Here is a 17,441-nt window from a genome sequence, read left to right on the forward strand (position 1 = left end):
GGTTCCGGGAATCTCCCCGACGCGGCCGCCCCGTCCACGTGACAGGGTGGCTCCATGCGGGGCTGCGAAGACGTACGGGTGGCGGACCGGCTGCGCGAGCTGGACGACCGGCTGCGCGGGCCGGCCCGGCTCAAGGCGGAGCTGATGGTCGAGCTGCGGGACGCGCTGGACGACGCCGCCGAGGCGTACCGGGAGGGTGGGCTGTCGGCGGCGGAGGCCGAGCGGCGCGCGGTGGCCGAGTTTGGCGCGCCGGCCCAGCTGGCGCCCGCCTACCAGGCGGAACTGGCGGCGGCAGCGCTGCGCGGGCTGTCGGTACGGGCGTTCGCGGTGGCCCTGGTCCTGCTGGTCGCCGGCGACCTCACCTGGCGGGGTTCCAGCTGGAGCGGCGGCCCGCCACCGCCCGCCGGCTACCAACTGCTCTCCGCCTCGGTGAACTGGGTGTGGCTGGGCGTGGCCGGCTTCGCCCTGGCCGCGCTGGTGCTCGGGGCGGGCGCGGCGCGACGCGGTCGGGCCGGGGTGCCGGTGGCCGGCCGGCTGGTGGGGCTGGGCCTGACCGGCGCGCTGGCGCTCGGCGCGGTCGTCGGGGTCGCCCTGTTCGCCTGGTCGGTGCAGCTCTGGGACGCCGCCCTGACCTGGCCCCCGATGATCGTCGGTGCGGTGCTGGTCGGCGCGGGCTACTTCTCCCTCGCCCGGGCCGCCCGCTGCTGGCTGCGCGCCGCCCACTGACGCACGAGGGCGAGGGGTCGCGGTCAGGCCGGGGCGGTGGGGGGCGTGTCGGGGCCGAGGAAGCGGCCGACCGTCGCGCTGAACTCGCGCCAGCCGGCCCGCTCGCCGGCCAGCGCCCGGCGGCCGGAGTCGGTCAGCTCGTACGTGCGCCGCTCCCGGCCGCTGACGGTGCTCCACGAGCTGGCCACGTGCCCGGCCCGCTCCAGGCGACGCAGGGCCGGGTAGATGGTGCCGGTGGGCAGATCGAGGTTGCCGTCGCTGCGGGCCCGCAGCGCCTCGATGATGGCGTAGCCGTGCAGTGCGCCCTGCTCCAGCACCGCGAGCAGCAGCGCGTCGAGGTGTCCGTGCAGCGCCTGAGCCCTCATACGTAGTAACGCTACTTGTCAGCCGTGCGGATCGCCAGCGGGGTGCGGGGTCCGGTCCCGCCGGGCTGACCACTAGGGTATGTGCCCAGAGTCACTAGCCGACCGGAAGTGTCGGCGAGTGGGCAACCCGACGCACCCGGAGGTCAGTGTGGCCCGCCAGTCGCCCCAACGGCCCGACGCCGACGAGCCCGAGCTCGACGCCACCGACGGGCCGGTCGAGCCCGAGGTGGAGCGCGGCTCGGCCGACCGTTCCCTCTGGGACGAGCTGCGGATCGACCCGGTGGAGATCGCTCTCCCCGCCGGCACCGGTTTCACGCTGCGCGCGTACCGGCCGGCCCGGGAGCTGACCCCGACCGACGTCGCCGAGCGCGACGAGGACGACCCGTTCCTCGCCCGCCGCCAGGTCGTGGAGGCCGAGGACGCCGAGGACGAGGAGGTGGTGATCCTCGACGAGGAGTTCGCCGCGCTCTCCGCCGAGGAGGACGAGGAGGCCGGCCGGCCCGCGGGTCGCAAGCGCAAGGCCGACGCCGAGGACGAGGAGTCCGAGGCGGAGGAGGAGGACGAGCAGGACGCGGCGGCCGACGAGGAGGTGCCGGTCTTCCTCACCCACAAGGGGCGGCTGCTGATCTTCAAGACCCCCGAGGCGCTGGTCAGTTTCATCCGTTCCGGCGCGCCCAACGACATGTCCCAACTGGACAGCTGGAATGAACTGTCCGAACGGGTGGAACCGGCCGACATCGCGCCGCTCGACGAGGACACGTACGAGCTGGACCTGGTAGTGGAGAACCTGCGCGGCGGGCACGACACGTGGGACCCGACGCTGCTGATCGAGGCCGGTGAGGTGGCCCGTGACCTGTCGTACGCGCTGCGGCTACCCGCGGTGCTCGACATGCTCTCCGCCGGCTCCAGCCTGGACGACCTGGACGAGGCGCTGAGGGCAACTGTCAACGGCGGAATCGGTGGTTTCCTCGGCCGGCGGCGGCTCAAGAAAATCGGGGCACAAACCGCAAGCTTGGGTTGGCGCACCATTGTCGGCAAGATCTCTGCTGTCGTGGACTGGCGCGACTGACCCCGAGCGGGGAGCATCAGTCTCTGGCAGAGAAAAGACCTGTGTCCCGGGAGGAGGACGACGCCGTGGCGCTCGTGCGCGTGTACTGCGGTCTGGCCTCGGCGGATCCGGCCGACCGACCGGCATCGGCCGGATCGTCGCTGACGTCCGCTGTGGTCGACGACGCAGGCCGGCTGCTGCATGTCTGCGAGATCGGTGACGACCCGACGGGCTACGCCCAGCTGGTCGCGCTGCTCGTGGAGCGGTCGGGCGGACCGAGTGGCGTGGCGATCGCGGCCGACAGCGACGACCACACGGTCACCTCGCTGCTGAGCGCCGCCGGGCGTCCACTCGCGATCGCCGACGACGACTCGGTCGACGACTTCGCCGAGCGCTTCGCCGACGACGACTCCCTGGAGGAGATGCAGTCGCCGCCGGCCGAGCGGCGGGCGGTGGGCCTGGCCCGCGCCCTGCAGGCCGGGGCGCTCTCCGCGGTCACCCTGCCGGCACCCCGGGACCTGGCTGGCTTCAAGCAGGTCCTGGCGGCGCACGCCGCCCTGTCCACCGGTCGCCACTCGGCCGCCGTGGCGCTGCGCGAGGTGCTGCGCGAGCTCTACCCGGCCGCCCTCCGGGCGTACCCGGACCCGGCCGAGCCGGTGTCGCTCGCCGTGCTCGACGCCCTCCCCGAGCCCGGCATGCTCGGTGGCACCCAGGGCCGCGACGTCTCGGTCGCCGCCGAGGCGGTGGCCGCGCACCTGGCCGCCGACGGCGTGGCCGACCCCGACGAGATCGACGCCGCGGTCACCGCCCTGCGGGTGGCCATCTCCGAGACACCCCGCCGGGCCACCGTCAACCGGGCGCTCACCTCCGCCGTCGCGGAGACCGTCCGTCAGGCGGTCGCCGCGGTACGGGCCTGCGACGCCGGCTGCGAGGCCCTGGTGGGCGCGCTCAGCGCCCGCGTCACCACGCCTGTTCCGGCACCCGGCCGGCGGGCCGCCGCCCGGCGCGGCGAGCCGGTCGGCGAGCTGTCCGCCCTCGGCGGCGGCACGACGGGGCTGCGTACCGTCCGGCCGGCCGAGCCCGAACGCCCCACCCCCACCGGCCGGCGCAGCCGGCCCGAGCCGGTCTCCGGCGGGTCACTGCCGTCCACCCCCCGGCCGCTCGGTCCGCCGCCGGTCGCACCGGCCCCGGTCGCGCCGCCACCGGTCGCGCCCGCGCCGGTCACCCCCGCCGCCGCAGCAGCCACCCCGACCTCGGCGCCGCCGTCGCGTACCGACCCGGGCATGCCCGCGGTCCGCCGGGGCACCGAGGGCATGCCGCTGGTCCGCCGGGGCACCACCGACCCGGGTATGCCCGCGGTCCGCCGGGGCACCGACCCGGCCATGCCCGCGGTCCGCCGGGGCACCGACCCGGCCATGCCCGCGGTCCGCCGGGGCACCGAGGGCATGCCGCTGGTCCGCCGGGGCACCGATCCGGGTATGCCCGCCGTGCGCCGGGGCACCGATCCCGCCATGCCGGTGGTCCGTCGGGACCCCCCGACCAACCGTCCGGTCTCCGCGCCGCCCCCGCCGCCGCCCGGCATCACGCCGATCGCCCCGGCGCAGCGCGGCAACGTGCCCCCCGCCGAGGCGGGCGAGCCGTTCCGGCCGACCCTGACCACGGCGGCGATCAACAGCGCCCGCGCCGAGCGGCAGCGCACGGTCATTCCGCCCCGCCCGAAGACCAACGGCGCGCTGTCGGCGCCCACCGGCGGCTTCAGCGCCACTGACCTGAGCATCCCGGTGCCGACCCCGCGCCCCGAGGCGGAGTCCGCCCCGCCCGGTTCCCGGGCGAACTGGCCGCTGGTCAACAACCCGGAGGACCCGGCCGACAGCTCCGCCAACAACCCGGTCGTGCCGCCGTACGGCGAGCGCGCCGGCCGGCGGGTGGACGCGCCGACCGACCCCGGCTCGGAGCGTCGCGTCACTCCGCCCTGGCTCGCCGACGACCTGCCGCCGGAGCCGCCGATGCTGCGGCTGGTCGAGCCGCCGCCGCTGGCGGACCGGGCCCTGCGCGACGGTCCGGCCCCGGCCGGCGACCCGCGCCTGGAGACGCCCCCGCTGCGACTGGTCGACCGCGAGGAGGCGAGCCGTTCCGGGCGTGCCTCCCGGGCGGACCGGCCGGCCCCGGAGCGCCGGCCCGAGCCGGCGGAGCGCCGCCCCGCGCCGATGGAGCACCGGCCCCCGCCGATCTCGGACGAGGGCGACGGTGACCTGCTGATCTTCGCGCAGGCCAGGTCCGCCTGGTTCGTCGGCCACAGCGAGCAGGAGTCCGAGCTGGACTGGTCGACCACCGCCGACACCGGTTGGCAGGCCGCCGAGCAGGCGGCTCGCCCCGCGGTCGGCGCGGAGACCTCCGCCGGCCTGCCCAAGCGGGTCCCGCAGGCCAACCTGGTGCCGGGTTCGCCGCTGCGCGAGGAGCGTCCGCTGCGGATCGTCCGCGACGCGGCGAGCCTCGCCGAGAACACCACCGGCTACTTCCGCGGCTGGCGTCGCGGCCAGGAGATCGGCGGGTTCGCGGTCGGCGGGCGACCGGGTCGTGAGTCGGCCGGCGGCTGGGACTTCAGCCGCGATCCGGCCGAGCGCGACGACGACCGCGAGTACGAGTTCCGGTCGGCCGGTTACCGTTCCTGAGCCCGGGAAAAGCGCCTTCCACCTGCGTGTTCCTGCCCACACCCGGTTAATTTGACGCCGGGTCGGGGCGGCCGGAAGCATACCGGCGGAACCGTCGGCGGCAGGTGACGCCGGGGTGGGAAGGCGACTCCAATGGCGACACCGGCAATCGACTCCTCCGTGCTCACCCGACGGGGAGTGCTCACTGCGACGGCCGGCAGCCTGTTGCTGAGCGCCTGCGGGCAGGCGCAGCCACAGGACGAGGCGGAGCCGGACGGCAGTGCCTCGCCGGGCGGCCCGGAGCTGCTGATCGGGGTCAGCCTGGAGCTCACCGGCCGGGGCGCCGCCCTCGGCGTCCTCCAGGAGCGTGCCCTGCGGATCACGCTGGAGGACCTGAACGTCGACCGGGTGCAGGTGGGCAACCAGCGCCGCAGCGTACGGGTGCTGGTGCGGGACAACCGCAGCGATCCGCGGTTGGCCGCGCAGCAGGCCACCGACCTGATCCGCAAGGAGCGGGTGCACGCCCTGCTCGGCACCACGCTGACCGAGACCGCCATGGCGGTCGTCGGGGTGGCCCAGCGGCTGCAGACCCCCTTCGTTTCGCTGGCGCCCGGCGACGGCATCGTCCTGCCGCTGGCGCAGCGCACGTTCATCTACAAGCTCACGCCGGACGCGGTGGACGTCGCCCGCCGGCTGGCCCGGCTGATCAGCTCACGGGGGCTGGAGCGGGTCGCCCTGCTGGCCGCCGACGGCCTGCACGGCGACTCCGGGGTCCGGGCCGTGGCGGCCGCATGCCGGGCCGCCGGGGTCGAGCTGGACCGCACCGTACGCCTGCCCCGCACCGGCGGCGACGTCGCCCGCGCCGCCCGGGAGGCGGTGGCCGGTGACCCCGACGGCGTGGTGGTGTGGGCGGCGGCTCCGGACAGCGGCACCGCCGCTCGCGCCCTGCGCCGGGCCCGGTGGCGCGGTCCGCTCTTCTTCGACGCGGCCGCGGTCGCCGAGGAGACCGTGGAGGGCAGCAACGCGGCCGCCGTGGAGGGGGCCTACGTGGTGCACCCGACCTGCCTGACGGACTCCACCCTGATGGGCACCACCACCGCCGCGCTGGCCCGACGCGAGCTGGTGTTCCGCTACATCCACGAGTACGGCGGGTTCAGCGGCTTCGCCCCGTACGCCTCCGACGCGCTCCAGCTCATCGCCAACGCGGCCCGGCTGGCCAGCAGCGTCGACCGTGGACGGCTGCGGGCGTACCTGCAGACGCAGGTGACCGAGGGCATGGCCGGGTGGTACGCCTTCGCGCCGATCCGGCACGGCGGGATGGAGCGCGACTCGCTGGGCGTCTACCAGCTCACCCAGGGCAGCTGGGCCCGGGTCTCCTGACCCTCGCCTGGCCTCTCTCGACCCTCCTCCCACCCGCAGCCCCGGGCACCGGCACCGCCGGCGCGCGGGGCTGCGGCGTGCGCGGGGCTACCGTGCTCGGGGCTGTCGGTGCGTCCACTCCGGACCGAGCAGGCGGCAGCCCGGCCGACACGTTCAGCCCCGGCCGGACGGGGACGCGCAGACGCGCCCGGCGTCGGCCGAAGCCGCCACCGGGCGCGTCGAGGCCGGTCAGGCCGGGGCGACCGCGCGCGAGCGACGCATGGTCAGCACGTACTCGACCAGCGAGATCAGCACGTGCTTGGTCGACTCCCGGTTCCGGGCGTCGCAGGCCACCACCGGCACGTCCGTCGAGATTGCCAGCGCGTCCCGGACGTCCTGCGGGTCGTGGTACTGCATCCCGTCGAAGCAGTTGATGGCCACCAGGTACGGCAGCCGCCGGTGCTCGAAGAAGTCGATCGCCGCGAAGCAGTCGGCCAGCCGGCGGGTGTCGACCAGGACGACGGCACCGATCGCGCCGCGTACCAGCTCGTCCCACATGAACCAGAACCGCGTCTGGCCCGGCGTACCGAACAGGTACAGGATCAGGTCCCGGTCGATCGAGATCCGGCCGAAGTCCATCGCCACCGTGGTCGTCGTCTTGCCCGGCACCTGCCGGGTGTCGTCGACGCCCACGCCCGCGCTGGTCATGATGGCCTCGGTGGTCAGCGGCGTGATCTCCGAGACCGAGCCGACCAAGGTCGTCTTGCCGACGCCGAATCCACCGGCGATAACGATCTTCGCCGACGTCACGCGCCCGCTCGGGGCCGGCGGCCGGTGCGACATGTCAGAGCCTGCGAAGTCCACTCAGCACCCTCTCCAGCAGTTCAGTGCCCACCGCGTCGTCGGAGTCGTCCAGGATGGTCGGCTCGTGGACCGCGACCAGGCCATCCGTCGCCATGTCGGCGATGAGCACCCGGGCCACACCCAACGGAAGCTGCATTCGCGCCGCGATCTCGGCCAACGACTGCACGCGTCCGTCACACAGCGCGGCGATGTACTGGTGTTCGCGGCCCTGGCCGCCGTTGCCACTGGCAGCGGCGCGACCGCGCACCGTCGTCTCGACGAGCGCCTCCATGGCGATGTCGAGCCGGGGACGGGTACGACCACGGGTCACGGCGTATGGACGGACCAACGCTCCGGTTGGCTCGTCACGATCGGCCATGTCGCCGCTCACCTCCTTCGTACCCGGCACCGGCTCTCGCCCGGTGGAACCCGTCGTTGTTGTCGTGTCGTTGCTGCCGTGCCGACCCGGTGGTCAGCTCGGTCAGCCCATCATCCCGACGGCCGTGCGGGGCTGCGGGGTCAGCGCGTCGCCCACCCGGTCGACCAGCAGGGCCATCTCGTAGCCGACCTGGCCCACGTCAGAGCTGCGGGCGGCCAGCACCGCGAAGGAGGATCCGTCGGAGATGGACATCAGGAACAGGAAGCCGTTGTCCATCTCGACGACGGTCTGCAACACCGCGCCACCCTCGAAGCAGCGGGCCGCGCCCTGGGTGAGGCTGACCAGACCGGAGGCGATGGCGGCCAACTGGTCGGCCCGGTCGCGCGGCAGGTCCCGTGACGACGCGAGGAGCAGGCCGTCCGCGGAGACGGCGACCGCGTGCGCGACACCGGGCACCCGGTCGGCGAAGTTGGCGAGGAGCCAACCGAGATCCTGCGTAGTTGTCATCCTTCTTGCTCCTTCTGCCCGCTACCGGCCGCCGGGCCGGAGCCAGACTGCGAGGATTGCTGCCCTCCCGGAGTCGCCTCCGAGCTGGTGGGGTTGCTGTCCGAGGGGTTGCTGCGCCCGCGCTGCACGCCGCGGTGGTAGGCCGAGAGCAGACCGCGCACCGCCTCGGGCGTACGCCGCTGCACCGAGGTGGTCGGCTTCTCCACCGCGCCCGGGACGAGCTGGGCCATCGGCGTCCGCTTCGGCAGACCGGTCTCGGTGGTGGCCGCCACCGGCACCTCGGAGGCCGCCACGGCGGCACGCCAGCCGTCGTCGGCCGCGGTCTGCCAGCCGGCCGACTGCGGGGCGGTGGGCCGGCGGGTGGGCAGACCCTCGGCCTGACCGGGGCGGCCGCCGCCGTTGGTCGCCGAGCCGTTGTCGCGCGGCGCCCCTCCGGCCATCGGAGTGTTTGCCATCGGTGCGTTACCTGTCGTCCGTGGTGCGGTGTTCGGGACGGAGCGACCGGCGGCGTCGACGGCGGGCATCTGCTGGGTCGCGGTTCCGTTCGCCGCCGGCCTGGCGGCGGCGGCCGCGGCGGCCGCCTCCTCCGGACCCGGCTTCCGGGTACGGAACCAGGCCGACTCGAGCTCCCGGAAGATCGGCAGCTCCATCGTCTCGTCCGCGTACCGCTGCCGGTTCGCCGTCTCCTGCGGAGTCGGCGGCCGGTTCACCGGGGCCGGCTGCCCCGCGCGGACCTGCGGCGCGGCGGGCTGTGCGGTCGGCTGCCGCACGGCCGGCGGGGTGGCCGGCGCGGACGGCTGCGCGGTCTGCTGGGTCGGCTCGGGGCGCGCCACCCGGGGCAGCTCCGTGGTCATGTCCAGCGCCGCGGCGAGCCGCTCGGGCACCGGCGGGGCGGCCTGCTCCTGGTTCGGCACCGGCGGCCAGGCCGGCGGGGCGGCCGGGCTCGGCGGGCTCTGCCGGGGCGGCGCGGACGCCGGCTGGGCGGAGACCGGGGCGGCCGACACGGGCTGACCCGAGTACGGCTGGGCGGAGACCGGGTGCCCCGAGTACGGCGAGGCCGGCGGAGCGGAGTACGGCGAGGCCGAGACCGGCGGAGCGGAGTACGGCGAGGCCGACACCGGCGGGCCTGAGTACGGCGAGGCCGAGACCGGGTGACCCGAGACCGGGGCGCCGGAGACGGGCGGGAGCGGCGGCGCGGAGACCGGCGGGACCGGCGGCGCGCTGTAGGGGCGGGCCTCCGGGCTGCTCGGCAGCTGCCGCGGGATCACCGGCTGCTGGCCGGTGACCGGGTCGACGTCGCCGGACCGCCGCTGCGGCAGCGGGTCGATCTGCTGCCCGTTGGAGGGGCGGGGCGCGAAGCCGTCGTTGCCGTTGAGCGCGCTGGCGCCGGTCAGGTCCGACCAGGCCGGCATGGAGCGCCCCCCGCCGGCGTTGGCCGGCGAGCCGTTGTGCGGGGCCGGGTCGAACGCCCGCCCGCCGAGGGTGACCTGGTTGCCGGACTCGCCGGTACGCGGGGTCGGCGCCGGGCCGTTGCCCAGCGCCGGCAGCGCGCCGAAGGCCGGGGCCGCACCGAAGGTCGGGGCCGCACCGAACTGCTGGGGACCGGGCGTGGCCGCGGGCAGCGCCGGGGCGGGCTGGCCGCGACCGGTGAGCGCCCGCGGGACCAGCACGGAGGTGGGCATGGTGACCTCGGCGACCGTGCCCCGGTCGGAGCCGGGACGCAGCTCGACCTTGACGCCGTGCCGCGAGGCCAGCCGGGCGACCACGACCAGGCCCATCATCCGGGAGACGGCGACGTCGACCTGAGGCGGCGTGGCGAGCCGCTCGTTGAGGTCGCCCAGCTGCTCCCGGCTGATGCCGATGCCGTGGTCCTCGACGTAGAGGGTGGCCCGGTCGCCGATGCGGCGCGCCTCGACCATGACCTGCGAGTCCGGCGGCGAGAACGCGGTCGCGTTGTCGAACAGCTCGGCGACGAGGTGCACCATGTCGTTGACCGCGTGCGCGGCGACCTCGATGTCCCGGTCGATGATCCCGAACTCGATCCGGGTGTAGTGCTCGACCTCGGACTGCGCGGCGCGCAGCACGTCGATCAGGGCGGCCGGCTCGCGCTGCACCCGGGTGGAGTCGGCACCGGCGAGGACCAGCAGGTTCTCGTCGTTGCGGCGCATCCGGGTGGCCAGGTGGTCGAGCTGGAACAGCTCGGCCAGGCGGTCCGGGTCCTCCTCGCCGCGCTCCAGCCGGTCGAGGTGACCGATCAGCCGGTCGACCAGGATCTGCGAACGGCGGGCGAGGTTGACGAACATCGTCGCGACGGAGGAGCGCAGTGCGGCCTGCTCGGCGGCGGTGCGGACCGCCTCCAGGTGGACCGCGTTGAACGCCTCGGTCACCTGGCCGAACTCGTCCTTGCTGCGCACCGGCAGCGGCTCGGCGATCTGGTTGGCCAGCTGCGCCGGGGAGAGCTGGCCGCTGACCTGCGGGTCGCGCAGCCGGGCCACCGCCTGCGGCAGGCCGTACTGGGCGATGGACAGGGCGCCCTGGCGCAGGTCGCGCAGGGAGCGGGCCATCGACCGGGCGACCAGGTACGCGAAGAGGATCGCCAGCAGCAGCATGCTCAGCAGCAGGCCGGTCTCCAGGAAGACCTGGCGCTGCACGTCGGAGCGGAGTTCGTCGGCCTGCCGGACCACGTTGCCGTCGAGCTTGACCTCGACGGTACGGATCAGCGCGGCGTTGGCGACCAGGGCCGCGTCCCACTGGTCCGTACCGAACTCGACCCCGGCGATGCTCTCGGTGTCGCGGGACTTGATGAAGCCGCTGTAGGCCTCCGCCTGGCGCAGGTCGGAGCCGGCGACGGTCTGCTGGAACAGCTCGCGCTCGGACTGGTTGGCGACCGACTGGAAGGTCTGCCGCGCCAGCTGCTCGCCCTTCTGGCTGGCGATGAAGTCGTCGCGCAGCGGGGCGATGTAGGCCTTCTGCAGGAGAACCCGGTGCCCCGCGACGCGGCGCAGCGACAGGAACTCCTTGGTGCGCGCGACGGCGGCGGCGGCCCGCATCCGGTCGCTCAGGTCGTTGTCGCCGGCGAGCTGGGTGGCGGAGTCGCGGACGCTGATCAGCTGTTCGATCAGGCCCTGGTACGAGCCGACCGCGTCGCTGAGGCTGAGCTTGCCGTTGTAGACCTGGCTGCGGGTGCCGGGCAGGTCGCTCAGCTCCTGGTCGATCCGGTCCAGCAGCGTCTCGAGGCTGGCCGGGAGATCGTCGATCTCCAGCCGCTGCTGCGAGTACGGCGCCTTGGCCTGTTCGACCCGCTGGTTGACCCGGTTGTACGCCTCCTGGTACTGCTCCCGGGCCTGGCCCTTGGGCGCGCCCAGCAGCAGGACGGCGGAGGTGCGCTCGTCCTGGAGGCTGTTGACCAGGTCACCCGAGTACCCGACCAGGTTGGCCAGGTCGCCCGCCCGGTTGGCATTGTTGAGCGTCTGCAGGTGGTCCACCAGACCACTGGTGCCCACGACGACCGTGGCGATGGTCGGCACGATCATGATGAGACCGAGCTTGGACCAGATCGGCATGTCGCGGAGCCGGCCAGCCGGCCGGCGTAGACGCGACAGGAAGGAGCCCGCCGTCTTCGGCCGTTTGCTCACGTCACCGCCCTCGCGATTGCAGCGTCCCCGCGTTGCCCCGGGCAACGCCCAGCGACCGACCCGGCGGGTCGGACCCCCGAGATTCCATCACGCCGCCCCTGAAAGAGAAAGCCCAGGTTGGCGGTCGCCGAAGGTGTGATGAGATGTTGATGCAATTTGATAGCAATCCGTCTGGCCGGAGTTACCGAACGTAATGGAATACCGTCACCGCGTTGTCCTGCTCGCTGGCCCCTCCGGCTCCGGAAAGTCGTATATAGCCCATCGAACCGGACTTCCGGTGCTCTGCCTGGACGACTTCTACAAGGACGGCGATGACCCTACGTTGCCGCGCCAGAACGGACAGGTGGACTGGGACTCGCCCGAGTCGTGGGACGCCGGGACGGCCGTGGAAACAATTGCCCGACTGGCCCAGGAGGGCAAGGCCGAAGTGCCGGTTTATGCGATCGGTGCCGACCGACGGGTGGCCACCCGGCCATTCGAGGTGGCCGGATCGCCACTTTTCGTCGCCGAAGGGATCTTCGCCGCCGAGATCGTCGAGGAGTGCCGCCGCCGGGGGCTGCTGGCCGGGGCGTACGCGCTGCGGCGCCCGCGCGGCACGACCTTCGTCCGCCGGCTGACCCGCGACCTCGCCGAGCAGCGCAAGGCGCCGAAGGTCCTGCTGCGGCGCGGGGTGGCGCTGCTGCGCGCCGAGCCGGCGGTGCTGCGCCGGCAGACCGGGCTGGGCGCCGAGGCCGCCCGCGCGCGCGAGGTACTGCGGCGGGTGGCCGGCCTGGTCGCCAGCCACCCGCACCACTGATCAGGTCAGCAGCTTCGCGTACGCCGGCTTGATCACCTCGTCGATGATCCGCAGCCGCTCGTCGAACGGGATGAAGGCGCTCTTCATGGCGTTGATGGTGAACCACTGGAGCTCCTTCCAGCCGTAGCCGAAGGCGTCCACCAGCAGCGCCATCTCCCGGGACATCGAGGTGCCGCTCATCAGCCGGTTGTCGGTGTTGACGGTGACCCGGAACCGCAGGTCGCGCAGCAGCCCGATCGGGTGGTCGGCGATCGACGCGGCGGCACCGGTCTGCACGTTCGACGACGGGCACAGCTCCAGCGGGATGCGCTTGTCCCGCACGTACGCGGCCAGCCGGCCGAGCACCGGCGGCGGCCCGGGGGTGATGTCGTCGACGATCCGTACCCCGTGCCCGAGCCGGTCCGCGCCGCACCACTGGATGGCCTGCCAGATCGAGGGCAGCCCGAACGCCTCGCCGGCGTGGATGGTGAAGTGGAAGTTCTCCCGCTGCAGGTACTCGAAGGCGTCCAGGTGGCGGGTGGGCGGGAAGCCCGCCTCGGCGCCGGCGATGTCGAAGCCGACCACCCCGGTGTCCCGGTGCCGCACCGCCAGCTCGGCGATCTCCTGCGAGCGCGCGGCGTGCCGCATCGCGGTCAGCAGGGTGCCGATCCGGATGGGCGTGCCGGCCGCGGCGGCCTGCTCGCTGCCCTCGACGAAGCCGGCCACCACCGCCTCGACCACCTCGTCCAGGGTGAGGTGCTGCTCCAGGTGCTGCTCCGGGGCGAACCGCACCTCGGCGTAGACCACCCCGTCGGCGGCCAGGTCGAGCGCGCACTCCCGGGCCACCCGGCGCAGCGCCGGCGCGGTCTGCATGACGGCGACGGTGTGCGCGAAGGTCTCCAGGTAGCGCTCCAGCGAACCCGAGTTCGCCGCCTCCACGAACCAGCGGCCGAGCGCCTCCGGGTCGGTGGTGGGCAGCTCGTGACCGACCTCGGCGGCGAGCTCGACGGCCGTCGCCGGCCGCAGGCCGCCGTCGAGATGATCGTGCAGCAGCGCCTTGGGGACCTTGACGATGTCCTCGTATCGGATTGCGACCATGCTCAGACCCTAGCCAGCCCCCGACCGGCCCCGGGACGGGACCGCCGGGCCGGCGCGTCGCCGTGAACCGCACCACCCCGTACGGACATGACAGGGGCAGGGAGGGCGCGACATGACTGACGACCGAGAGCTCTGGGCCCGGAGCCTCGACGGTGACACCACGGCCTTCGGCACGCTCTTCGAGCGGCACGCGGACGCGGTGTTCGGCTACTGCCTGCGGCGTACGGGGGCGTGGTCGGCCGCGGAGGACCTGGTCTCGGTGGTGTTCCTGGAGGCCTGGCGGCGAAGACGGGCGATGGTGCCATACGGCGCGAGCGTCCTGCCCTGGCTCTACGGGATCGCGCTGGGCGTAAGCCGCAACCACCACCGGTCGCTGCGGCGGCACCGGGCCGCGCTGGACCGGGTGCCGCCGCCCGAGCCCGCCGCCGACCACGCCGACGCGGTGGTCGAGCGGGTGGACGCCGAGCGACGGGTCGCCGCTGTGCACCGCCACCTCGCCGGGCTCGCCCGCCGGGACCGGGAGGTGGTGGAGGCCTGCGTCTGGCTCGGACAGACCCAGGCCGAGGCCGCCGTCACGCTCGGCATCCCGCTGGGCACCGTCAAGTCCCGCCTGGCCCGGGCGCACCGTCAGCTGCGCACCGGCGTGCTCGCCGACCTCGCGATGGAGGATCGATCCGATGGACCACAGTCCGCTCCGCCCGGACCTGCCGCACCTGCCCGCCGAACGGGTCCGCGTACGCCGTGACGCGCTGCTGCGTGAGATCACCCCGGCGCGCCGGCCAGCGGTGACCGCGGTGCGCCGACGCCTCGCCGTCGTCGCCGTCGGGCTGGCCACACTGGCGGCGGCAGGGACGGCGGTCGTGGTCGCCGGCCGGCCCGACCGGCCCACCGTGCCGGCGGCGCCCCCGCCGGCGACCACGTCGGCCCCCGACGGCACGGTCACCGTGACGGTGGCCGACACCGCCGACCCGACCCGGGCCAACGACGAGCTGCGCCGGATCGGCGCCCGGGCGACCCTCGTCAAGACGTTGCCGGAGGCCGCCTGCCCGCCCCGGGACCGCGGCACCGAGGTACGGCTCGACCGGTCGGTCGGGTTCGGGCCGGACTCCGCCGTGACCTTCGCCGAACCCGGCACCGGGCTCCTGCTCATCCACCCGGAGCGGATCCCGGCGGGGCTGATGCTCGCGGTGCATCTGCGCCAGCAGGAGGCGAACGGCAGCTATCTCTCGGGCTGGGCGTTCTATCGGCTGCCCGGGCCCGGCTGCGTGGTCGCCGGGGCGTACCGGTCGTTCGACGAGCCGGCCCCGAGCGGGAGCGGCCCCCGCTGACCGGGCCGGTCGACCCGGCCCACGGGACGCGACACGGGGCGCGACCGTGGACCCGGTCAGGGTCGCCAGCCGTAGACGCGCTCGACGGCCAGTCGGATCACCAGGCGACCGTCGGCGACCATCGCGGCCCGGTACTCCGCCCAGTCCGGGTGCTCGCCCCGGATCCGGCGGTAGACCTCGACCAGCTCCTCGACGGTGGCGTCGTCCTCGGTCGCGGCGGGCGGGGTGAGGGTGGCGGTCCCCTCGGCGACGGCGTACGCACCGCCGTCGGGGGTGGTGACGTGGAAGCTGGCCCGGGGGTCGCGGCGCAGGTTGCGCGCCTTGGCCCGGTCGCCGACGGTCGAGCAGCGGATCAGGCTCGGCTCGGCGAGGTAGTCGAGGTTGGACAGCTGGGGCCGGCCGTCGCGGCGCAGCGTTACCAGCACGCCGCGACCCCGCTCGCCGAAGAGCTCCCACAGCCGGGCGGTCACGCCGCCACCCGCACCGGGAGCAGCCGGGCCGGCAAAGTCGTTGACATGTCATCAACCTAGTTGCGGGTTGGGTGACATGTCAACAATCGGCTAGGCTGGCCGCCATGGACGCACCCCGCTGGCTCGACGACCGCGAGGACCGCGCCTGGCGCGGCTACCGCCGGATGCGCCGGCTGCTCGACCTCCAGCTGGCCCGCGACCTGATGCGCGACGCCGGTCTCTCCGAGCCCGACTACGACGTGCTCTCGGATCTCTCCGAAGCGCCGGACGGGCGGCTGCGGCTGGGCGAGCTGGCCGACCGGATGCTCTGGTCGCGCAGCCGCCTCTCCCACCACCTGAGCCGGATGCAGCAGCGCGGGTTGGTCGTTCGCGAGGAGTGCGCCACCGACGGCCGTGGCTCGGTGGTGGTGCTCACCGCCGAGGGCCGACGGGCGATCGAGGCCGCCGCCCCCGGCCACGTCGCCGCCGTCCGCCGGCACCTGATCGACCTGCTGGAGCCGGACGAGCTGGCCGCGCTCGACCGGCTCACCCACCGGGTCGTCGACCGGCTGGCCGGGACCGGCGCCGCCCAACCCGCGTCCGGCCGGGGCCCCGAGCCGCTCACGTAGGCTCACCGGGTGACCGCGCCGCACCCGCCCGAGCAGCCCCGGGCCGGGATGCCCCCGGCCGTGCTGGCCCGGCTGCGCTGCCCGGTCTGCGCCGAACCACTGGCCGCGGCCCCCGACACCCGCGCGCTGCGCTGCCCGCGCCGGCACAGCTTCGACGTCGCCCGGCAGGGGTACGTCAACCTGCTCACCGGCCGCGCCCCGCACGTCGGGGACACCGCCGACATGGTCGCCGCCCGGACGGACTTCCTGGCCGCCGGGCACTACGACGTCATCTCCGCCGCGCTGGCCGAGGCGGCCACCCGGGTCGCCGGCCCGACGCCCGCCGGCCGGCGGGCGGACGGCGAGCCGGGCGTCGGGGCGTACCCGCTGGTGGTGGACGCCGGGGCGGGGACCGGCCGGCACCTCGCCGCGGTGCTGGCGGCGCTGCCCGACGCCGTGGGCCTGGCCCTGGACGTCTCCAAGCCGGCGCTGCGCCGCGCGGCCCGGGCCCACCCGAGGGCTACGGCGGCGCTGGCCGACACCTGGCAGCGGCTGCCGCTCGCCGACGCCTCGACCGCCGTGCTGCTGAACGTCTTCGCCCCGCGCAACGGCGCCGAGTTCCGCCGGGTCCTCGACCCGGCCGGGGCGCTGCTGGTGGTCACCCCGACCGGCGCGCACCTCGCCGAACTGGTCGACGCGCTCGACCTGCTGCGGGTGGACCCGGCCAAGGCGGACCGGGTCGCCGACAGCCTGGCCGGTCACTTCACCGAGGAGCGCGACGCCGCGCACACCGCCCGGCTACGGCTGAGCCGGGCCGAGGTGGCCACCCTGGTCGGGATGGGCCCCAGCGCCTGGCACACCGACCCGGAACGGCTCGCCGCCCGGATCGCCGCGCTGCCGGAGCCGGTCGCGGTCACCGCCGCCGTCCGGCTCACCGTCTGGCGGCCGCGCTGACCCCGGCTCAGGTGGAGAGGTCGACCTCTTCCCAGCCCGGCGGCTCGTCGTGGTACGGCCCGCGCAGCATCACCGCCCACTCCAGCGCCCAGCGCCGCTGGCCGATCGCGTTGGCGTCGACCAGCCCCGGCAGCGGCTGACCGCGCTTCTCCGCCTCCAGATACGCCCAGTCCAGGCAGTAGTGCAGATCCAGCAGGGCGGCGGCGTCGGCCGGGTGCTGCGGCGCGGCCAGGATCCGGGCCCGCCACTGGCCGAACGTCTCCCCGCCGGCGAGGTGCGGCATCCGCTCCACCAACCGCTCGTCGACCGGGATGGTCGGGTCGAGCTGCTTGCTCAGGCCGAGCACCCAGGCCAGCGAGAAGAGCGCGTCGTGGTGCAGCACGAACGAGCGGTGGTCGCCCTTGCCGCCCATCACGAACTGCCACTCGGGCGGCGTGACCATCTCCACCAGGTGCGAGTCGAGCAGCCAGCTCATCGCCGCCTGCGGCGGCATCCCGAAGCAGCGGGCCAGGATCAGGTGCAGGACCGCGATCCGCGCCTCGATCTCCCCGGTGGGACGCAACTCGATCTCGTCACCCGGCTCCCACACCAGCGGAAACTGGGGAGGCGGCAACGGCAGGCGCAACCGGGACAGCTCGTCCAGGCTCGCCTCACGGACTTCCCGGGGATCGGGGGCGGGTACCAACACGGTCGAAGTCCCTGTCTGCTCGCGCCGG

General features: G+C 74.6%; 17 protein-coding genes. 9 read left to right on the forward strand and 8 right to left on the reverse strand.

Annotated features, from left to right (window positions below):
* Positions 1-54 precede the first annotated feature (54 nt).
* On the forward strand, positions 55-726 hold the full coding sequence (locus tag FHX75_RS12680) for a permease prefix domain 1-containing protein (protein ID WP_154939660.1): 672 nt from the start codon (positions 55-57) through the stop codon (positions 724-726).
* A gap of 23 nt (positions 727-749) precedes the next feature.
* Here FHX75_RS12680 and FHX75_RS12685 read toward each other — a convergent pair whose 3' ends face one another.
* Complete coding sequence (locus FHX75_RS12685; protein ID WP_154939662.1) at positions 750-1,091, reverse strand: PadR family transcriptional regulator; 342 nt, start codon at positions 1,089-1,091, stop codon at positions 750-752.
* 118 nt (positions 1,092-1,209) lie between these two features.
* Between FHX75_RS12685 and FHX75_RS12690 the strand changes: the two genes are divergently transcribed.
* The 3 genes from FHX75_RS12690 to FHX75_RS12700 all read left to right on the forward strand — a co-directional run bounded on the left by FHX75_RS12690 (position 1,210) and on the right by FHX75_RS12700 (position 6,170).
* Positions 1,210-2,160 carry a DNA primase gene (locus FHX75_RS12690; RefSeq protein WP_154939664.1) on the forward strand — a complete coding sequence of 317 codons (951 nt, stop codon included), beginning with the start codon at positions 1,210-1,212 and terminating at the stop codon, positions 2,158-2,160.
* Between the two features lie 41 nt (positions 2,161-2,201).
* The gene (locus FHX75_RS12695; protein WP_154939666.1) at positions 2,202-4,811 is read left to right on the forward strand and encodes a transposase; all 2,610 of its coding nucleotides are present in this window, start codon (positions 2,202-2,204) and stop codon (positions 4,809-4,811) included.
* A 132-nt stretch (positions 4,812-4,943) separates the two neighbouring features.
* Positions 4,944-6,170, forward strand: coding sequence for an ABC transporter substrate-binding protein (locus tag FHX75_RS12700; protein ID WP_154939668.1), 1,227 nt, complete (start codon positions 4,944-4,946; stop codon positions 6,168-6,170).
* A gap of 228 nt (positions 6,171-6,398) precedes the next feature.
* Here the strand turns inward: FHX75_RS12700 and FHX75_RS12705 are convergent, their stop codons facing one another.
* The 4 genes from FHX75_RS12705 to FHX75_RS12720 form a co-directional block, all read right to left on the reverse strand.
* A complete protein-coding gene (locus FHX75_RS12705; RefSeq protein WP_088964027.1) occupies positions 6,399-6,992 on the reverse strand; it encodes a GTP-binding protein in 594 nt (197 codons plus the stop codon).
* Between the two features lies 1 nt (position 6,993).
* Entirely contained in the window at positions 6,994-7,371 is a 378-nt protein-coding gene (locus FHX75_RS12710) for a DUF742 domain-containing protein (protein WP_088964879.1), read from the reverse strand.
* A 102-nt stretch (positions 7,372-7,473) separates the two neighbouring features.
* Positions 7,474-7,878: a roadblock/LC7 domain-containing protein gene (locus tag FHX75_RS12715; RefSeq protein WP_132186590.1), complete on the reverse strand. Its 405-nt coding sequence runs from the start codon at positions 7,876-7,878 to the stop codon at positions 7,474-7,476.
* On the reverse strand, positions 7,875-11,513 hold the full coding sequence (locus FHX75_RS12720) for a nitrate- and nitrite sensing domain-containing protein (RefSeq protein WP_154939670.1): 3,639 nt from the start codon (positions 11,511-11,513) through the stop codon (positions 7,875-7,877). The genes FHX75_RS12715 and FHX75_RS12720 overlap by 4 nt, the downstream gene beginning before the upstream one ends.
* 193 nt (positions 11,514-11,706) lie before the next feature.
* Between FHX75_RS12720 and FHX75_RS12725 the strand changes: the two genes are divergently transcribed.
* Positions 11,707-12,309, forward strand: a complete 603-nt coding sequence (locus FHX75_RS12725) for an ATP-binding protein (RefSeq protein ID WP_154939673.1) — start codon at positions 11,707-11,709, stop codon at positions 12,307-12,309.
* Here FHX75_RS12725 and FHX75_RS12730 read toward each other — a convergent pair whose 3' ends face one another.
* Positions 12,310-13,386 (reverse strand): adenosine deaminase, encoded by a 1,077-nt coding sequence (locus tag FHX75_RS12730; RefSeq protein WP_154939675.1) that lies wholly within the window; start codon positions 13,384-13,386, stop codon positions 12,310-12,312. It lies immediately after the preceding gene.
* Positions 13,387-13,498: 112 nt separating this feature from the next.
* Between FHX75_RS12730 and FHX75_RS12735 the strand changes: the two genes are divergently transcribed.
* Both FHX75_RS12735 and FHX75_RS12740 read left to right on the forward strand, forming a co-directional pair.
* On the forward strand, positions 13,499-14,131 hold the full coding sequence (locus FHX75_RS12735) for an RNA polymerase sigma factor (RefSeq protein WP_154939677.1): 633 nt from the start codon (positions 13,499-13,501) through the stop codon (positions 14,129-14,131).
* Entirely contained in the window at positions 14,064-14,714 is a 651-nt protein-coding gene (locus tag FHX75_RS12740; protein ID WP_154939679.1) for a hypothetical protein, read from the forward strand. Before FHX75_RS12735 ends, FHX75_RS12740 begins: the two co-directional genes overlap by 68 nt.
* Positions 14,715-14,770: 56 nt before the next feature.
* On the opposite strand, the gene FHX75_RS12745 is transcribed toward FHX75_RS12740, so the two are convergent.
* Entirely contained in the window at positions 14,771-15,184 is a 414-nt protein-coding gene (locus tag FHX75_RS12745) for a PPOX class F420-dependent oxidoreductase (protein WP_154939681.1), read from the reverse strand.
* Between the two features lie 104 nt (positions 15,185-15,288).
* Here FHX75_RS12745 and FHX75_RS12750 point away from each other — a divergent pair, with 104 nt between their 5' ends.
* Together FHX75_RS12750 and FHX75_RS12755 are read left to right on the forward strand one after the other, a co-directional pair.
* Positions 15,289-15,792 (forward strand): MarR family winged helix-turn-helix transcriptional regulator, encoded by a 504-nt coding sequence (locus FHX75_RS12750; RefSeq protein ID WP_154939683.1) that lies wholly within the window; start codon positions 15,289-15,291, stop codon positions 15,790-15,792.
* Between the two features lie 48 nt (positions 15,793-15,840).
* On the forward strand, positions 15,841-16,725 hold the full coding sequence (locus tag FHX75_RS12755; RefSeq protein ID WP_154941946.1) for a putative RNA methyltransferase: 885 nt from the start codon (positions 15,841-15,843) through the stop codon (positions 16,723-16,725).
* A 7-nt stretch (positions 16,726-16,732) separates the two neighbouring features.
* Here FHX75_RS12755 and FHX75_RS12760 read toward each other — a convergent pair whose 3' ends face one another.
* The gene (locus FHX75_RS12760; protein WP_154939685.1) at positions 16,733-17,413 is read right to left on the reverse strand and encodes a DUF4272 domain-containing protein; all 681 of its coding nucleotides are present in this window, start codon (positions 17,411-17,413) and stop codon (positions 16,733-16,735) included.
* Positions 17,414-17,441: the final 28 nt, after the last annotated feature.

It is taken from the genome of Micromonospora palomenae, assembly GCF_007829925.1.
In the GTDB taxonomy this organism is placed as follows: Bacteria; Actinomycetota; Actinomycetes; order Mycobacteriales; family Micromonosporaceae; genus Micromonospora; species Micromonospora purpureochromogenes.

What these genes read in the sequence shown, in the direction of transcription:
- FHX75_RS12725 (WP_154939673.1), top strand. Translation starts at nt 11,707, where the DNA reads ATGGAATACCGTCACCGCGTTGTCCTGCTCGCTGGCCCCTCCGGCTCC.
- FHX75_RS12735 (WP_154939677.1), top strand. Translation starts at nt 13,499, where the DNA reads ATGACTGACGACCGAGAGCTCTGGGCCCGGAGCCTCGACGGTGACACC.
- FHX75_RS12750 (WP_154939683.1), top strand. Translation starts at nt 15,289, where the DNA reads ATGGACGCACCCCGCTGGCTCGACGACCGCGAGGACCGCGCCTGGCGC.
- FHX75_RS12685 (WP_154939662.1), bottom strand. Translation starts at nt 1,091, where the DNA reads ATGAGGGCTCAGGCGCTGCACGGACACCTCGACGCGCTGCTGCTCGCG.
- FHX75_RS12705 (WP_088964027.1), bottom strand. Translation starts at nt 6,992, where the DNA reads ATGTCGCACCGGCCGCCGGCCCCGAGCGGGCGCGTGACGTCGGCGAAG.
- FHX75_RS12710 (WP_088964879.1), bottom strand. Translation starts at nt 7,371, where the DNA reads ATGGCCGATCGTGACGAGCCAACCGGAGCGTTGGTCCGTCCATACGCC.
- FHX75_RS12730 (WP_154939675.1), bottom strand. Translation starts at nt 13,386, where the DNA reads ATGGTCGCAATCCGATACGAGGACATCGTCAAGGTCCCCAAGGCGCTG.
- FHX75_RS12680 (WP_154939660.1), top strand. Translation starts at nt 55, where the DNA reads ATGCGGGGCTGCGAAGACGTACGGGTGGCGGACCGGCTGCGCGAGCTG.
- FHX75_RS12700 (WP_154939668.1), top strand. Translation starts at nt 4,944, where the DNA reads ATGGCGACACCGGCAATCGACTCCTCCGTGCTCACCCGACGGGGAGTG.
- FHX75_RS12755 (WP_154941946.1), top strand. Translation starts at nt 15,841, where the DNA reads ATGCCCCCGGCCGTGCTGGCCCGGCTGCGCTGCCCGGTCTGCGCCGAA.
- FHX75_RS12715 (WP_132186590.1), bottom strand. Translation starts at nt 7,878, where the DNA reads ATGACAACTACGCAGGATCTCGGTTGGCTCCTCGCCAACTTCGCCGAC.
- FHX75_RS12740 (WP_154939679.1), top strand. Translation starts at nt 14,064, where the DNA reads ATGGACCACAGTCCGCTCCGCCCGGACCTGCCGCACCTGCCCGCCGAA.